12 protein-coding genes and 1 CRISPR repeat array (1 of these 13 only partly in view) are annotated in these 16,323 nt (G+C 70.1%); of the genes, 3 read left to right on the top strand and 9 right to left on the bottom strand.

Features of this window, described 5'->3' with window-relative positions:
* A CRISPR array of direct repeats spans positions 1-1,245; the repeat unit is 28 nt; unit sequence GGATCACCCCCGCTCGCGCGGGGACGGC (it extends 2,566 nt beyond the left edge of the window).
* Positions 1,246-1,305: 60 nt separating this feature from the next.
* From cas2e to LJB74_RS15830, 9 genes are all read right to left on the bottom strand, one after another.
* On the bottom strand, positions 1,306-1,707 hold the full coding sequence (cas2e, locus tag LJB74_RS15870) for a type I-E CRISPR-associated endoribonuclease Cas2e (protein WP_259309456.1): 402 nt from the start codon (positions 1,705-1,707) through the stop codon (positions 1,306-1,308).
* Positions 1,708-1,711: 4 nt separating this feature from the next.
* A complete protein-coding gene (cas1e, locus tag LJB74_RS15865) occupies positions 1,712-2,395 on the bottom strand; it encodes a type I-E CRISPR-associated endonuclease Cas1e (RefSeq protein WP_259310382.1) in 684 nt (227 codons plus the stop codon).
* Between the two features lie 261 nt (positions 2,396-2,656).
* On the bottom strand, positions 2,657-3,310 hold the full coding sequence (gene cas6e / locus LJB74_RS15860) for a type I-E CRISPR-associated protein Cas6/Cse3/CasE (protein WP_259309455.1): 654 nt from the start codon (positions 3,308-3,310) through the stop codon (positions 2,657-2,659).
* Positions 3,310-4,014, bottom strand: coding sequence for a type I-E CRISPR-associated protein Cas5/CasD (gene cas5e, locus LJB74_RS15855; protein ID WP_259310381.1), 705 nt, complete (start codon positions 4,012-4,014; stop codon positions 3,310-3,312). Before cas5e ends, cas6e begins: the two co-directional genes overlap by 1 nt.
* 8 nt (positions 4,015-4,022) lie before the next feature.
* Entirely contained in the window at positions 4,023-5,153 is a 1,131-nt protein-coding gene (gene cas7e, locus LJB74_RS15850; protein WP_259309454.1) for a type I-E CRISPR-associated protein Cas7/Cse4/CasC, read from the bottom strand.
* The gene (gene casB, locus LJB74_RS15845) at positions 5,150-5,734 is read right to left on the bottom strand and encodes a type I-E CRISPR-associated protein Cse2/CasB (protein WP_259309453.1); all 585 of its coding nucleotides are present in this window, start codon (positions 5,732-5,734) and stop codon (positions 5,150-5,152) included. Before casB ends, cas7e begins: the two co-directional genes overlap by 4 nt.
* A 128-nt stretch (positions 5,735-5,862) precedes the next feature.
* Positions 5,863-7,500, bottom strand: coding sequence for a type I-E CRISPR-associated protein Cse1/CasA (casA, locus tag LJB74_RS15840; protein ID WP_259309452.1), 1,638 nt, complete (start codon positions 7,498-7,500; stop codon positions 5,863-5,865).
* Entirely contained in the window at positions 7,490-10,456 is a 2,967-nt protein-coding gene (gene cas3 / locus LJB74_RS15835) for a CRISPR-associated helicase Cas3' (protein ID WP_259309451.1), read from the bottom strand. Before cas3 ends, casA begins: the two co-directional genes overlap by 11 nt.
* Positions 10,457-10,680: 224 nt before the next feature.
* The gene (locus LJB74_RS15830; RefSeq protein ID WP_259309450.1) at positions 10,681-11,070 is read right to left on the bottom strand and encodes an NIPSNAP family protein; all 390 of its coding nucleotides are present in this window, start codon (positions 11,068-11,070) and stop codon (positions 10,681-10,683) included.
* Positions 11,071-11,249: 179 nt separating this feature from the next.
* Here LJB74_RS15830 and LJB74_RS15825 point away from each other — a divergent pair, with 179 nt between their 5' ends.
* From LJB74_RS15825 to adhE, 3 genes are all read left to right on the top strand, one after another.
* Positions 11,250-11,534: a DUF427 domain-containing protein gene (locus LJB74_RS15825; protein ID WP_259309449.1), complete on the top strand. Its 285-nt coding sequence runs from the start codon at positions 11,250-11,252 to the stop codon at positions 11,532-11,534.
* A gap of 150 nt (positions 11,535-11,684) precedes the next feature.
* Positions 11,685-13,325: a Na+/H+ antiporter gene (locus LJB74_RS15820; protein ID WP_259309448.1), complete on the top strand. Its 1,641-nt coding sequence runs from the start codon at positions 11,685-11,687 to the stop codon at positions 13,323-13,325.
* A gap of 180 nt (positions 13,326-13,505) precedes the next feature.
* Entirely contained in the window at positions 13,506-16,280 is a 2,775-nt protein-coding gene (gene adhE, locus LJB74_RS15815) for a bifunctional acetaldehyde-CoA/alcohol dehydrogenase (protein WP_396125235.1), read from the top strand.
* Positions 16,281-16,323 lie beyond the last annotated feature (43 nt).

Raw genomic sequence — 16,323 nt, 5'->3', positions numbered from 1 at the left:
ACCCCCGCTCGCGCGGGGACGGCCGCACTCGACGTCCACGGTCCGCCGACTGCTCCGGATCACCCCCGCTCGCGCGGGGACGGCTGGCATACACCGGCATCGTCGCCCGGGGTGACGGGATCACCCCCGCTCGCGCGGGGACGGCGCCTCCACACCGCTGTTGCGGTAGTTGATCGTGGGATCACCCCCGCTCGCGCGGGGACGGCCGACTTGTCGGCCAGGCTGGACAGGTCGGGCAGAGGATCACCCCCGCTCGCGCGGGGACGGCGCGGGCTGGTTCGCGTTCATCCAGTCCAGGATCGGATCACCCCCGCTCGCGCGGGGACGGCTGGCGCCAGGCCGTCCAGGACGCCGACGGCTCGGGATCACCCCCGCTCGCGCGGGGACGGCACAACGTCTCGCCGGAGGACGCTCTTGCCGCCAGGATCACCCCCGCTCGCGCGGGGACGGCCCCCAGATGCGCGAGGTGGAGTCGGCGACCGAGGGATCACCCCCGCTCGCGCGGGGACGGCCGGTGACTCGCAGTCGTGGTCGGAGCGCGTGCAGGATCACCCCCGCTCGCGCGGGGACGGCATCTACCTCCCAGCGGGGACATGGAGTGTCCGGGGATCACCCCCGCTCGCGCGGGGACGGCTGCGGGAGGACCGAGGTCGGGGAGGGCGGCTTCGGATCACCCCCGCTCGCGCGGGGACGGCATCGCCGTCACCGGCAGCCCGACCGGGGGCACGGGATCACCCCCGCTCGCGCGGGGACGGCATGCAAAGAAGCTCGGGATCAACCTTCAGACAGTGGATCACCCCCGCTCGCGCGGGGACGGCTTCGACCGGCTCGCCCGGGACATCGCGGGCATGGGATCACCCCCGCTCGCGCGGGGACGGCTCGAGGTTCGCGTGCGCGGGCTCGTCTGAGCCCGGATCACCCCCGCTCGCGCGGGGACGGCACCCCAGGAGCGCCGCATGACCACCGACCTGCGGGATCACCCCCGCTCGCGCGGGGACGGCCGTGACCTGGCTGACGGTCTGTCCGCGCTCCCGGGATCACCCCCGCTCGCGCGGGGACGGCTCGATCTCCGACTTCACGACGGCTCAGAGCCAGGGATCACCCCCGCTCGCGCGGGGACGGCCTACGCGTCCCTGCCGGCGCGCGTGGTCACCGGGGATCACCCCCGCTCGCGCGGGGACGGCGCAGTCATGAGCGGGCCACGGATCCTCGACCTGGGATCACCCCCGCTCGCGCGGGGACGGCTCTTCCTGACCTGCGACGATACACGCCGATGCCCAGCTGGCTGTTCACTTGCTGCCCGACTCACGAGCGCGGGCTCGACCTTCCGAATCTCCGTCGGCGTGCCGCAGAGCTCCACCCGGGTGGAGCGTTCGAACTGCTGCCCGCGTCTTCCGGCGCCACGGATCCGGCGCCGGCCACCGCTGCTCCGCCCGGGTTCCTTCGCATCATGAGCTGAATTCCGTCGAAGTCGACCGGCTTCCAGTCATGACCGTGGGTGCGGAACGCAAGCCCCTGTTCCCCGGGCGCGGAATGGACGAGGAGCGCGCGGCCGTGCCCGATCATCTCGACGACGCGGTCCCAGGCCTTGTCGCGGACCCGGGACGGCACCCGACCGACGAACACCCCGGGAGAGACCTCGATGAACCACCGGGTGAGGTATCCGCGGAGACCTGTCGGGCACGCTGTCAGAACGATGACGACCACAGGATCACCAGTCGAGATCGTCGTAGTTGGTCCCACCGGCAACGGCCCGCGCCTTGTCGTCCCACAGCGAGATCACCTCGACGTCGCCCCACGCGTCGTTGCCGTCGACCTCGCCGAGGAGCAGGGTGTGGATATCCCTCACCGCGCGCTCGAGGATGTGCTCGGCATTCATCCGGTCCCTCATGTGCCTGCGGGTGGTTGCGCCGATGTCTCCGAGGTCGTGGCTCGCCATCTCGAACGCGGCCGGGATCGACGTGTCGGCCTTGTAGAGGTCAGCGATGTCGTAGACGAATGGGCGGTCATGGCCCGTATGGACGAACCCGAGACCGGGGGCGCAGCCGAGGGCGACGACAACCGCGTGGACGGCACCGTAGAGCGCAGTGTTGGCCGCAGAGAGCGCCTGATTGACGGGGTCGGATGCCTCGAAGTCGTCAGGACGGTAGTCGCGTGACCGCCAGCGAACACCGGTGCGTTCGCTCTCGGCGCGGTACGCGGCACGGACCCGAGCGCCCTCCCGCCCGCGGAGCTGTTGCATCGTCAACCTCGACGTGTCCTCACCGGCGAATCGCATCGCGTACATCTGACGAGCGACGGCCAGCCGCGAGGTCCGGTTGCTGACCAGGCGCGCTTGCTCGTCCAGGAGCCGCGTCGAGCGCGCGAGCGGGCGCCCGTGGGCGTAGTAGCGGATGCCTCTCTCCCCCCACCCACACAGCGGTGGATCCGCTGTCCGCGAGCAACGTCATCGCCTGATGACTCACGGTCGTGCCGGGCCCGAGGATGAGCGCTCCGAGCGTCGCCGCCGGTATGTGAACCGTCCCTCTGGCGTCCGTGCTCGTGATGGCGTTCGCATCACGGTGGATGACCGCATGCTCGACGTAGATGAACGTCAGGCGGTCCTGGGCCCGCAGGAGCTCAGAGACCCTCGCCGGACGCGGCCCGCCGCCAGGCATCAGGCCCGGCCCAGGGGCGCCAAGGTCAGGAGTCCACATCCGTACGCCTTGGCCGGGCCGATTCCGTCGACCATTGCCGCGCGGAGCAGGTCAGGGTCGACGACCTCGAGACGACCGTCGAACGTGGCCATGGCGAGGGTGACGCGGTCGTCCTGCCGACGGAATGAGCGCACGTCACGCCGGTTCACCATCACAGAAGGGGAACCGCCGCTGGTCGGGATCCTGATGCCCCACCGCGCGACCCGTGTGAGGAACCAGTCCAGCTGGTGCTCGGCCGTCACGCACCCGACACGCTGGGAACGCTCGCGGTCGCCGACGCGGGTGGATCGCGTCGGGTTGGCGGTGAGTCTGAAGCCCCACTCCTGGCCCACGGCCAGACTATCCAGGAGACCGCTCAGATCGCCGGTGGACCATGTCGCGGTCGTGGGCCAACCGGCTTGCTCGACCAGGTGGGTCAGGTCCGGTCGGCGCACGCTCGACACGTACAGGTAGGTGTGTCGAGGACCGGAGTCAACGCGCCACAGGATTCGCCCGCGACCCACGTCGTCACCCGGGAACCCGGCGAGGACGGCGGCGTGCATCGCTTGGGGCGAGCCGAGGAGCTTCTGGGCGCCGCGTCGCGCCGGGTTGATCTCGAACTGCGTCAGGTGCATCAGATTCCTCCGAGCGCGGCCATCGGCTGGTGTGGGTCGTCGTCGGGCGCGTGCTCGACGAAGGTCGGATTGGCGACGGTCACGGTGCCACGCTCGACCGTCCTCAGTCCGTACAGTCGCCGTTCCGGGTCGAAGCTGATCGGGAGATCGGCGACGGTCGCCCCGTCCGCGGCGCCCGGTTCCGCGTCGACGACCGTCTCGAGTGTCACGGTCGGAGAGCGAAACGTCCGCTGCCACCAAGGAGCAGCTCGCCACGGTTCGGTGCCGAGAACGTCCGCGACAGAGGCGCCGCGTCGCGTGCCGAGCGTGAGAGGGCCAGCCGGGGGGCAGGATCGACGCCCGAGGTAGAGCGGGAACACCGGGTGGCGGAGGGCATCGTCGAGCTGGTCGATGAAGTCGTTCTCGCCTTCGACGACAGCGAGGAACGCCGCGTCGGCGAGGTAGAAGCGGTACGACAGCGGCATCGAGCGGGCACCGTCCACGGTTCGGGCGGTCTGGAAGTCGCGCACCAGCCGACCCGGCTGATCGACTCGAACACCGAACCGCAACGTGAGGAGGTCCTCGATCGGGTCGGTCCGACGCCGCCCGGTTGCTGCGGCCAGCAGACCCACGACTCCACTCTTCGAGGGCTGGCTCTCCGTCGTGCGCCGAACGAAACGGCTGGACACACCCCAGGACTGAAGCGGTCCTGAGAGCCGCAGCACCAGGCAGGTCACGCCTCGCTCCCGAGACGGTCGCGCACCAACCCACCGACTGCCGGGACGAGCTGGTCGAACGACGTGCGGGGCGACAGAAGATCCAGGGACGCGGCACGGTCCCCGACCCCGACGGTCCATGCCGTCGCCGGCGCGGTCCCATAGGCCTTGCCGACCTCATCCGCATAGGCGACGAGGGCACGCACAGCGGATTCGACCCGCCCGCTCGACTCACTCGAGGTGATGGGTTCCTCGAAGGCGCCGACGAGTGAGACGGGCTGGTCCTCGCGCACCATCACCACGACGGCGTCCGGCAGGGTCCGGTTCGCGAAGGTGTTCTGCTTGCCCGTCGGCATCGAGGTGACGAAGGACCGTACGAACGCCTCGACGGCACGTACGGTCGCCTCGACGTCGCCCAGGTTGCGCAGGAGGCCGTCGACGTCGACGGTGGCATACCGGTACAGGGTCGACGAGTTGAACTCGACGGTTCCGATCATCCCCGCCCCGGCATCTTCTTCGGCATCGGCGTTCTTCTGATCGTCGACGGCAGTGAAGAAGTCGAACTCCGTCTCGACGGCGTGCACGCTGATGGCGTGCGCGACCTGCGCCGCCGCGTCGACGTTCAGGTCGGTTACGTCCGCGACCATGCGACCGAACAGCGAGACGTCGATCGCGTTGCGGTCCTTGACCAGAGACTGAACCGCCTTCTTGGTCAGTGTCGACAAGCCGGCACCCCGGAAGGCGTCCACTCCGAGCGCTGCGAGAGACTCCACCTGACGGCGACCGAGGAAGACGAGGTACCCGGCCTCCTCGGTCTCACCCTTCCGCGGCTTCGAGAGCTTCAGCTCGGCTGCCTTCAGGACGGCGGAGCTGATCTCGTCGCGCTGCTGCGCATCCAGGTCATTGGCCCGCCGGGCGATCTCCTCGGACACGAGCTCGACGACTCTCTTGGTCCGCACCCCGAGGTCCGATCGGTCCAGGTATGTCTCGAAGTCCTTGCGAGTGGCCCGCTTCCATGCCTGGCTCGACACCCGTGCACGGCGCACACCGCCGTAGACGGCCGTCTTCGGGCTCCCCGTGTCGTCCCGGTTGATGTTGCTCGGAGGGACGGTCTGGATGGCGTGGATGTCGATGATCGTGCGGATCATGATGCGTCCCTTCTAGCGTTCTCGGCCGCGACGTCGAGGCCTTGGTCGGTGGTGTGCGCTGACGCGTGCGCTGCGTCATCACGTTCGATGCGGTAGTACTGGCGTCCCCATCGCAGGCGAACGCCGTCGACCTTCCGGGGGTCCTGGAGCTGGTACAGGTCGTCGGCGAGCAGCCCGTAGTCGAGCGGCACCCGGTGCGCCCGCAGCTGCGCAACGAGGCCTCGCAGGTGGTGCACCTCCTCGTCGAAGGACGTGGCGGTCGCAGCAGCGTCGAAGCGGCGGCGGACAGCCGACTCCGCCTGGGTCGCGGACGCGAGAGAACGGACAGCCCGGCCGAGACCATGTCCGCGCATGTGCATGGGCTCCGGCCTGGACTGCTGGTGCACGGCGTACAGGGTGAGGGCGGTGTGCACGGCGCGCTCCTCGGCCGTCGGTGCGTCGGACACGGCCCTGCCCGGCACCTCCGAGAGGGTCAGCTCCCACAGGTCGGGATCCCACCCTGGTGGCTTCCCGACGGCGCGACGCAAGCGTGCGAGGAGGGCCGTCGTCCCCGAGCTCGGCTGGGTTGCGGCAAGCTTCACGACGCGCGAGTGCACGAGTGTTCCGACCTCACCCAACCGCGGAAGGTACTCCGGCCTCTCTCCGTCTGGCTCTTCCCCTCGTCGAGGGGTCAGCGCGTCGCCCACCCGAGGCATCGACGGTTGCTCGCTCATGCGTCCCTCACTTCCCTCTCGACGAATCCCCGGGGCAGCGCCGCCCGGAGCTGACTGCGGAACCACGCATCGGACTGGCTGGTGTCGACATGTCGCTGGCGGACGTCGCGCCCGATCCATCCAGCCGGACCCGTGTCCGCGATCAGCTCCCGACTCAGACGCCAAACGACCGCGCGCACCTGCTGCTGCCACCGCGCCGAGGCCTCCGTCGCGGACTCGCTAGATCGCAGGGTGAGGATCCAGGCGCGGAACGGAGCATCCAGACCGGCGTAGGCGACCTCCCGTGCACGGTCCCGCGGACCATCGACCGCGCCGGCCCCGGCGGCAGCCGCCAGGTTGCCCGCCAGGTTCGCCAGCGCGAGAACGGCCTTGTCAGCCTGCTCGACGGCTTCCACGGCAACTGTTCGCAGGCGCGAGTCGTCTGCTCTCAGGAGCGCGACCGGCAAGGACAGCACGTCGTCGACGATCTCCTCGACGATCGACTCGTTGGAGCCGTACGCCATGCCGGTCGCACGAACTCGGATCACCGCATCGCCGTCGAGCGCGTTCTCGTATCGGAGCTCGCCCACCCACTTGAGGAGCGCCGGCTGCAGCCGAGGCGCAGGATCTCCTGAGGCATCCGGGGCCTCCACCTCCGGGAGGAGTGCCGCCAGCCCGCGCCAGAAGGCACGCTCAGGATTGTGTTTGAGCGGCATGTACGTCGGTGCGGCGAGCTTCTTGGACTGCGGCTCGCTGAACCGCCACGCAGTCATCGGCTCGAGCGCCTGTCTGTTCTGTGGGGTGGCACGGTCTCCCTGTGCCAGGACGACCCCGATGACCCCGTTATCGTCGCCGACCAGTCGCACCCGACGGGACTGCCACGTGTAGAGGTCAAGGTGGCCCGTCGGTGGCCGCGCTTCCGAGCCCTCGACCCCGACGCCGAGAGGGAGCCGCTCCCACGGCGGTACGTCGTGCTCGGAAGTCCGAATCCCGGATCGGTCCGGCACCAGCAGGTTCAGGAGCAGGGTCTCGCGGACATCGGTGCCCACGAGGCTCACGCCGCCGATCTGGCCGGACCAACCCGGGCCGATCGGGTATCCCCTGCCCCCGGTGACCCGAGGATCCCCAACCGCGCCGGACCGGATCCCCGACGGGTCGAAGGCGTGGACGTGGATCAGCCAGCGCGCCGCCTCGGACCAGCCGACCCGCTCGAGTCCGCGACCAATCCTCGTCGTGAAGAACGGCTGACCGTTGGGGACATCGGCGATGAGCTTCTCGAGCCCCGAGTGCTCGTCCTTCGCGGTGTGCAGGTCAGCGACCTGGAAGAACGGGGTGCGCGGCCCCCGCAGGTCGAAGCGGTCCTCGAAGACGGTCAGGTAGGAACGCACCTCGTCCAGGGACTCATCCCAGTGGTCACGGCGGAACGTCCAGTGCGTGACGGACGCCGGCCCGTTCCAGGCGCGGTGCAGGATCGCCAGCAGGACCCGCTGGATGGCGAAGACCTGGGTGGGGATGTCACCGGTGATCTCACGGAGCTCCGCAGCCTGGTCGAACAGATCGAGGATCGACAGCTCACCGACGCCACCATCCATCCGGATCACCGGGATCCAGGGGCGATGGACGAGGTTGAACGATGCGCTGGTCTCAGCTGACATGAGACATCTCCAAACCGTGCACGGTGGTGTAGCGGAAGACCCAGTCACCAACCGATGACACCCCGGCCGGGTCGAGGACGAGCACCAGCTGTCCGGAGAGCAGCGGGTCACGTTGCCAGGCCGGGAAGTAGTTCCTCTCCAGCCCGGAGATCAGTCGCTCGGCACCAGAGCCACGCACCGCCCAGCCGCCGATGCGCACGGCAGATCCGGCGATCGCCCGGGCAAGCGCCGGGGCGGGAGCCCGCTCAGGGTCGACCAGCCTGTGTGCGAAGTCCGGGATCCCGTCCAGCAGCCGCAGCTGGCCGTCGTCGTCCCGCTCGAGGACAAGGACCTCCAGGGACTGATCGACATCGCGCACCTGAGCCTGCCCTGCGGCCGTGTCGTCTGCTTCTCCGATGCTCCCGTCGACCCAGCCGAGTACCGGCACACCTGGCGCTCGCGGGGACGCCAGAAGGAACACTCGCGCCCGTTCGCGCTTGGCCGCGATCAGCCGGTCGGCCTTGAGGGCAGCGGACGCCATCGCCTCCTGCCACGAGCCGGGTCCAACAGGCGAGGGAGCGTAGGCACGCTGCACCCACGGTGCGATGTCCCCGGGCAGGTCAAGAACGCCGTCGACCTCGGTGCGCTCCATGACCAGTGCGGCCGCCCGCAGCAGCGCGTGCTCGCCGTACACCGTCCGTCCCCCCCGGTCGAGCTCGGGCGGGGTCGTCGACCAGTCGGAGACACCGACCACCACGCAGCGAGCGTCGCGCACCCTCGCGGGGCGCGATGGCTCTCCCAGGCCACGTTCGTGCCGGTGCAGCCGTCCGATGCGTTGCAGCAGCAGGTCGGCTGGTGCGAGATCGGTGACCAGGAGGTCGAAGTCCACATCCAGGGACTGCTCGACGACCTGCGTGCCGACGACGATCGCACGCGGAGGCCGGCCCTCGCCACCATTCGGCGCACCGAAGGATTCGCGGAGCCATGCGTCGTTCGCCAACCGGTGGTGACCGATGAATCGCGAGTGGATGAGTCGCACCTCCGACTCGAAGACCTGGGCGAGCGCCTGCGCGGTCTGCTGCGCCCGGGCGACCGTGTTCCGCACCACTAGCGCGCACCCACCCTCGGCGAGCGCATCCTGGAGCAGGGCGGAGAGCGTGTCGAGGTCGTCCGGTGCGGTCTCCAGCCGCACGCGAGTGCTCCGCCCGGACGGTGGTGCGGTCCTGCGTGTGACCTCACCGCCGCGCAGGGACGTCAGGACCGGGTAGTCGCCGACCTCGTCATCGGACTGGTTCGTCGGCGCGTCGACCCCGGCCGTGGCAGCGGGGGTGGTCCCCGTCGTCGCGGCACGTGCCGCCCAGTCGATACGAACAGGTCGATCGGCGACGGGTTCAGGCGAGGACATGCCGCGCCGGTAGGCGCCGACGAGCTCGGCACGCACTCTCGACGGGAGCGTGGCGGACAGCATGATCACCGTCACCCCGTGGGCGCCGAGCCACTCGAGCGCGGTCTGGAGGTAGGTGTTCATGTACGCGTCGAAGGAGTGGATCTCGTCCAGGATCACCACCTTGCGCGCCATCCCGAGGTGGCGAAGCGCGAGGTGACGGGCACGAAGGCTCGTGAACAGCAGCTGGTCGATCGTGCCGACCACGAAGTCGGCAAGCGGGCCCTTCTTGCGGCCAGTCATCCACCGGTGGACGACACCGTCGAGGCCTCCCACCGAGTCGTGGACCGGTTGCGTGCGAGACGGCTGATCGCCCTCGTCGAGGCCGACCTGGTGGGCCCCGGAGGCCATCCGGAGCTCTCGGAACGTACTGTTGAGCGAAGCCTTGCCATGCGCCAACGCCACTGACGCTGCACGCCGGCCGGCCGCAGTGCGCGCATCATCGGCCACGACCGCATCCGGTACCCGGCCCAGCCAGTCGAGCACACGGTCGAACATCGCATCGGTGGTGGCCTGGGTCGGCAGCGCGACGAAGCACCCGCCCGCGCCCGAGCGCGCCGCAAGAACCTCCGCAGCGAGAAGAGCGGCCTCAGTCTTCCCCTCACCCATCGGCGCCTCGATCACCAGCAGGCCCGGCACGTCCATCGCGCGTGCCTCCGCCAGAGCGGCTCGCTGCACCGGCCTCGCGACGGCACCGTCGCCCCAGCCGAACCGCGAACGCACGAGCTCGTCGGGCGGCAGCCCGGTGTCCGCAGGCCGCCACGGACGAGGAAGCTCCAGGTCCTGCCACGCGCGGGTGGCGCGTTGCTGAGCACTTTCGGAAGGTTGAGCTCCCAACGGGCTCAGCGGGAACAGCTCGCTCGAGCTGGCGATCCAGTCCGCCACGATCACGAGCGCAGTCAGGGTGACCTGGACGCTCTGCGGCAGCCGCAGGTCGCCCCAGGCCGGCAGGTACCGGTTGACGCCGATCCGGCGGGCAGCGCGCTCGATCAACGCGACCTGAGCCTCTGGCCAGCGCCCCGTGCCGAAGAGCTCGGGGTGATCAGCGGCGCGAAGGACCGCGCTCTTGCCCGGCGGAACGCCGTGATGTCCGCCGACGACCACCCCGAGCTGGGCGGCGGTCTCCCGCGACCACCCGTGACGGTCGCACAGCCATCGTTCGAGCAGCACCTCACCCGCCAGAGAGTGCGGGAGTCGCCTGCGCTCCTCGGGAAGAAGGCGGGGAACCGTCAGGCCGACCAGAGTCAGCTGGTCTGCGAACTCCGGCACCTGGACGGCGAACGCCGGTGTCGCCTTGCCGAGGTCGTGCACCCCCGCCAGGAACATCACCAGGCGACGCGCCTCCGCGTCGGGCCGACCGAGCCCGGCACACACCCGCACACGCACCTGGGACGGGAGCCACTCGTCCCACAGCCGGGCGGCGACCTCGGCGGAATCGTCGAGGTGCTGCCACAGCGGCAACCAGGAGTCGACGCGGCCGAACGCGTCCACACCCGACTTCGCCCACACAGCCTGCGTGATCGACCGGTCCACGACGCCCCCCGTAAGCGTGATCCCACCCATCCTGGCGCGAACGCGACAACTCCGGCGCCCGACACGCGCACGTCAGCCAACCGCACTGCGGAGAGTCCTCACCCCGCGCCCGACCCGGGCGCGTCGCGCACCCGTCCGTGCCCGCGGCGTGGGGCCAGGGCGCGCGACCGACCGAGTCTCTCGACATCAGCACGCCGTGTCGGGCGCGGACCCGAACAGTCGCGTCAGCGCAGCGCGGAGAAGTCCGTCGGCTCGAGGAAGACCGACGTGATCGACTGCACGATCGGGCCGTCCTCCTCGGACGCCGCTCTGACTGCCTGCCACTCGGGATCCGCCTTGAACGCCTCCCACGATGCGGCCGCGGACTCCGGGTCCGCGTGCGCCAGCAGGTACACGAGAGTGTCGGGCTGGTCAGCCGTGACCCAGTAGCCGATGTTCGTCATCCCGTGCCGGGTGAAGAGCTCGGCCGTGTGGTCCCGGAACCGGGCGAGCAGGGCGTCCAGCCGCCCGGGCTCGGCGGTGTAGGTCCGCAGCTCGTAGATCTGTGTCATGTCACTCGCTCCGTCGTCGTTGTCGTCCTGCGTCGGGCCGCGCACGCGGATGGGAGTCGCCACGACGGCGAACCTCGCCGCAGTGCTCGACGGCTCGTGTCCGCCCGGCTCATCATCCTTCGCGGCACCCCGACGATCGGCAACGGGGCTCGCTGGCCGTGCACGCAAGGGAATCACCTGCCACCACTCGCGGGTTCCCTGTGGTGATCGCGGTCGTCAACCGAGCAGCAAGGAGCAGGGCCATGCGGGCAACGTGGAACGGCATCGTCATCGCCGAGAGCGACGCAACCGTCGTCGTCGAGGGCAACCACTACTTCCCCGCCGACTCCGTCGCGTGGGAGCTCCTCGAGGAGTCCAGCTCCCGGAGCACGTGCCCGTGGAAGGGGCAAGCCCACTACTGGTCGGTGGCCGGTGCGGGGCGCCCCGGTAAAGACGTCGCGTGGTCCTACCCCGAGCCCTCGGACGCGGCACGCCAGATCGCCGGCCATGTCGCGTTCTGGCGCGGGGTCACGGTCGACGCGTCCTGACGGGAGTCGTCGTCCGCTGCCACAGACGGCCCGCGGCCGCTCCTGGCACGAGCGGTCCGTGGGCACCCTGAACCCCAAGGCCCCGCCCAGCGCCCGGCCGTAGACTCGCCGCGCGGCGGCCACCTCGACCCCGCCGCGGCGAGGAGCGGCGTGTCCGAGGTCACGATCTTCGTCCTGGTCGCCGGGGCGGTCGCGGTCACCGCGATCGCCCGCCGCTACGGATGGCCCTCCCATCTCGTCGTGCTCGCGGTCGGGCTCGCGGTGTCGTTCGTCCCCGCTGTACCGCGCATCGAGGTGAACCCGCACGTCCTCCTCGAGCTCGTCCTCCCACCGCTGCTCTACTCGGCCTCGCTGACCAGCTCGTACCAGGACTTCCGTGCCTCGCTCAACTCGATCACCCGCCTCGGCGTCGGGCTCGTCCTCGCCACCGCGGCAGCCGTCGCACTCGTGGCGTCGTGGCTGATCCCGGGCCTGCCGCTCTCGGCGGCGTTGGTGCTCGGTGCCGTGGTCGCGCCGCCCGACGCCGTCGCGGCGACCGCCGTCGGCCGACGGCTCGGCCTCCCCCGCCGCACCACCACGGTGCTCACCGGCGAGAGCCTCATCAACGACGCGACCTCCCTGACGCTGTACAAGGTCGCTCTCGCAGCCGTGTCGACCGGCGCCACCGCGCTCACGGACGGACTCGGCGTATTCGCGGTCGCCGTCGTCGCAGGGGTCGGGTGCGGGCTGGCGGTGGGCGTCGTCGTGCACCGGGTGCGTGTGCAACTGGACGACGCGGTCGTGGCCTCCGCGCTCGGCCTGCTGACCCCGTTCGCCGCCTACTGGGGTGCCGAGCAGATCGGTGGCTCAGGGGTGCTCGCCGTCGTCGCAGCGGGGCTGTACCTCGGCCACTCCTCCCCCGAGGCCGGCTACGCGACCCGCCTGTACGAGGGTCCGATCTGGTCGACCTTCGACCTGGTGCTCGAGTCGTTCACGTTCGCCCTGATCGGCGTGCAGCTCCCGTGGGTGGTCCGGGACGTGATCGCGGCGGACCAGGGCGTCCGCACCGCGGTGCTCGCCGCGTTCGCGGTGCTCGCGACGGCGGTGGCGATCCGTCCCCTGTACGTCTTCGCGACGGCCTGGGTGGACAACGTGCGGCTGCCAGGGAGCCACCGTCCGCCGCGTGACTCGCTCTCGACCCGGGAGTCCGCGGTCGTGTCGTGGGCCGGGATGCGTGGGGTCGTGACGCTCGCCGCGGCGGCGGCCATCCCCGTCACGAGCGGGACGACCCCGTTCCCGGCGCGGGCGACGCTCCAGCTCGTCGCCTACGGCGTGGCGATCGGCACGCTGCTCATGCAAGGCCTGAGCCTTCCGTGGGTGATCCGCGCCCTCGGGCTCGGCGCCGCCGAGGACGCCGCCAGGGACGCGAGCCAGGAGGCGGGCCTGCGCGTGCTGACGAACCGGGCGGCCGCCGAGGTGCTCCGGACCCGGTCGGACATGCTCGCGCGGGCCGTCGGTGCGGAGGCCGCGGAGCGGATCACCCGTGGGCTCACGCGCGCGATCGAGCAGCGGGGGCGCGCCGTCGCGAGCGCGCTCGACCCGTCGAGCGGTCCGGAGCACGGGCTCCCGGACGCCCTCGAGCACGGTCGACGCCTGCAGCAGCTGCGCCGGGAGACCGTCCAGGCGCAGCGTGTGGTGCTCATGCGCGAGCGCGACGCCGGTCGTGTCGACGAGGTCGTGATGCGACGGATGCTCCGCGAGCTGGACCTCGAGGAGGAGCAGCTGTCCTCGTCGTGGCTCAACAGGGTCTGAGGGCCGGGCGCACCCCGTCGACCTTGAGATCCGCATGATCGTGCGGATCTCGGGCACCCGCTCGCGCCGTCGTCTCCGTGCAGGACCAAGGGCACAGAGTTTCGGGGCGGACCTCTCCTAGCGTGGTGCACGAGGTCAACGGGGATCTCGTCCCCCTCTCCATCACGACAACGGGAGCTACTGGTGACCTCCGCCTCGAGCACGAGCACAGCCAAGCCCACGCCTTCTGTCGCTGCGGTTCGCTCCAGCGACGTGAGCCCGATCGATGGCCTCGTGGCCAACGCCACCAAGGCCCTCGAGGCCTACGGGCGCTTCACGCAGGAGGAGGTGGACCACCTCGTCAAGAAGGCCGCCGTCGCCGCCCTCGACAAGCACGGCGCCCTCGCCGAGCTCGCCGTCGCCGAGACGCACCGCGGAGTCTTCGAGGACAAGGCCGTCAAGAACATCTTCGCGTGCGAGCACGTGACCCACGGCATGGCGACGACCAAGACCGTCGGCATCATCAGCCGCGACGACATCACCGGCATCACCGAGATCGCCGAGCCGGTCGGGGTGATCTGCGGTGTGACGCCCGTGACGAACCCGACCTCGACCGCGATCTTCAAGTCGCTCATCGCCCTGAAGACGCGCAACCCGATCATCTTCGCGTTCCACCCGTCAGCGCAGGAGTCCTCGGTCGCCGCCGCCCGCGTCGTGCGGGACGCCGCCGTCGCGGCCGGTGCCCCGGAGCACTGCATCCAGTGGGTCGAGGCGCCGTCGATCGCCGCGACCAACGAGCTGATGAACCACCCCGGCGTCGCACTGATCCTGGCGACCGGTGGCAACGCGATGGTCCGCGCCGCCTACTCGTGCGGCAAGCCCGCGCTCGGCGTCGGCGCCGGCAACGTCCCCGCCTACATCGAGAAGAGCGCCAAGCTCAAGCGCGCGGTCAACGACGTCGTCCTGTCGAAGGCCTTCGACAACGGCATGATCTGCGCATCCGAGCAGGCCGTCATCCTCGACGACGAGATCTACGACGCGGCCATGGCGGAGTTCGCGATCCTGCACGCGTACCGCGTGAACAAGAAGGAGAAGGCCCTCCTCGAGAAGTTCATCTTCGGTGTCGAGGCGAAGGGCAAGAACTGCGGCGAGGCGAAGCTCAACGCGCCGGTCGTCGGGCAGTCGCCCGCCTGGATCGCCAAGCAGGCCGGGTTCTCCGTCCCCGAGGACACCTCGATCATCCTGGCCGAGGTCAGCGAGGTCGGGCCGAGCGAGCCACTGACTCGCGAGAAGCTGTGCCCGGTTCTCGCGGTGCTGCGTGCCGCGAGCACCGAGCACGGCATCTCCCTCGCCGAGCAGATGGTCGCGTTCGACGGCCTCGGGCACAGCGCCGCGATCCACACCAGGGACGACGCCCTCGTCGAGGAGTTCGGCTCCCGGGTCAAGGCGGTCCGTGTCATCGCGAACGCACCCTCCTCGCTGGGCGGCATCGGCGACATCTACAACGCCTTCATCCCGTCCCTCACGCTCGGCTGCGGCTCCTACGGCCACAACTCGGTGTCGAACAACGTCTCGGCGGTCAACCTGGTGAACATCAAGCGGATCGGCCGACGGAACAACAACCTCCAGTGGTTCAAGGTGCCGGCCAAGACGTACTTCGAGCCGAACGCGATCCGCTACCTCACGGACATGGCGGGGATCTCCCGCGTCACGATCGTCACCGACACGACCATGACGCGCCTGGGCTTCGTCGACAAGATCCTCGACGTCCTGAGCCGCCGCCCCGAGAAGGTCTCGCTGCAGATCATCGACACCGTGGAGCCGGAGCCGTCCGTGACCACGGTGAAGAAGGGCGCGGCCGAGATGCGCGCCTTCCACCCGGACACGATCATCGCGCTCGGCGGTGGCTCGCCGATGGACGCCGCCAAGGTCATGTGGCTGCTGTACGAGCACCCCGAGGTGAACTTCTCGGACCTCAAGCAGAAGTTCTTCGACGTCCGCAAGCGCGCGTTCACCTTCCCGCTCCTCGGTGACCTCGCGAAGCTCGTCTGCATCCCGACCACGTCGGGCACCGGAGCCGAGGTGACCCCGTTCGCGGTCATCACGGACACGGAGTCGGGCAAGAAGTACCCGCTCGCGGACTACGCCCTCACGCCGACCGTCGCGATCATCGACCCGATCCTCACCTCGAAGATGCCCGCCTCGCTCGCAGCGGACTCGGGCTTCGACGCCCTCACGCACGCCACCGAGGCGTACGTCTCGGTCTACGCGAACGACTTCACCGACGGCATGGCGCTCCAGGCGATCCGCCTGATCTTCGACAACCTCGCCCAGAGCGTCAACGGCGACCCGTCCGACCCGGCGACGGCGGACGCCCGCGAGAAGATGCACAACGCGGGGACGATCGCCGGTATGGCGTTCGGCAACGCCTTCCTCGGGATCGTGCACGCGATGGCGCACGTGATCGGCTCGACGTTCCACCTCGTCCACGGCCGGACCAACGCCACCCTCCTGGCACACGTGATCCGGTACAACGGCAAGGTTCCGACCAAGCTCACGAGCTGGCCGAAGTACGAGAACTACGTCGCGCCGGAGCGGTTCCAGCAGATCGCGCAGTCGCTCGGTCTGCCGGCCGCGACCCCGGCCGAGGGCGTCGAGTCCTACGCCCTCGCGGTCGAGGCGCTCCGGTCGAAGGTCGGGATCCCCGCCTCCTTCGCGGCGCAGGGCGTCGACGAGCTGGAGTTCATCGGTCGCCTCGACGAGGTGGCGATGGGCGCCTACGAGGACCAGTGCGCACCCGCGAACCCGCGGATGCCGATGCTGGCCGACATGAAGGACCTCATGACTGCGGCCTACTACGGAACGTCCATCGAGGACGTCCGTGGCCGCCGCGAGCAGCAGGACGTGCGAGAGCACGGTGCCGTGAGTGGTGCACCTGCGGACGACGCCCCGGCGGAGGCTGCGTCCGTGTCCTGACCGGTTCACACCGGTTGTCTGCTCGCCGTGCGCCCCGCCCGAT

Origin of the sequence: Cellulomonas sp. P24 (genome assembly GCF_024704385.1) — a bacterium.
Taxonomy (GTDB): Bacteria; Actinomycetota; Actinomycetes; order Actinomycetales; family Cellulomonadaceae; genus JAJDFX01.
Note: the sequence above shows the minus strand (reverse complement) of the source record. Positions and strands in the feature narration are given on the sequence as shown.

Excerpts from the sequence above, each read along its gene's own strand:
- cas6e (WP_259309455.1), bottom strand. The coding sequence starts at position 3,310 with ATGCACCTGACGCAGTTCGAGATCAACCCGGCGCGACGCGGCGCCCAG.
- cas7e (WP_259309454.1), bottom strand. The coding sequence starts at position 5,153 with ATGATCCGCACGATCATCGACATCCACGCCATCCAGACCGTCCCTCCG.
- casA (WP_259309452.1), bottom strand. The coding sequence starts at position 7,500 with ATGTCAGCTGAGACCAGCGCATCGTTCAACCTCGTCCATCGCCCCTGG.
- LJB74_RS15825 (WP_259309449.1), top strand. The coding sequence starts at position 11,250 with ATGCGGGCAACGTGGAACGGCATCGTCATCGCCGAGAGCGACGCAACC.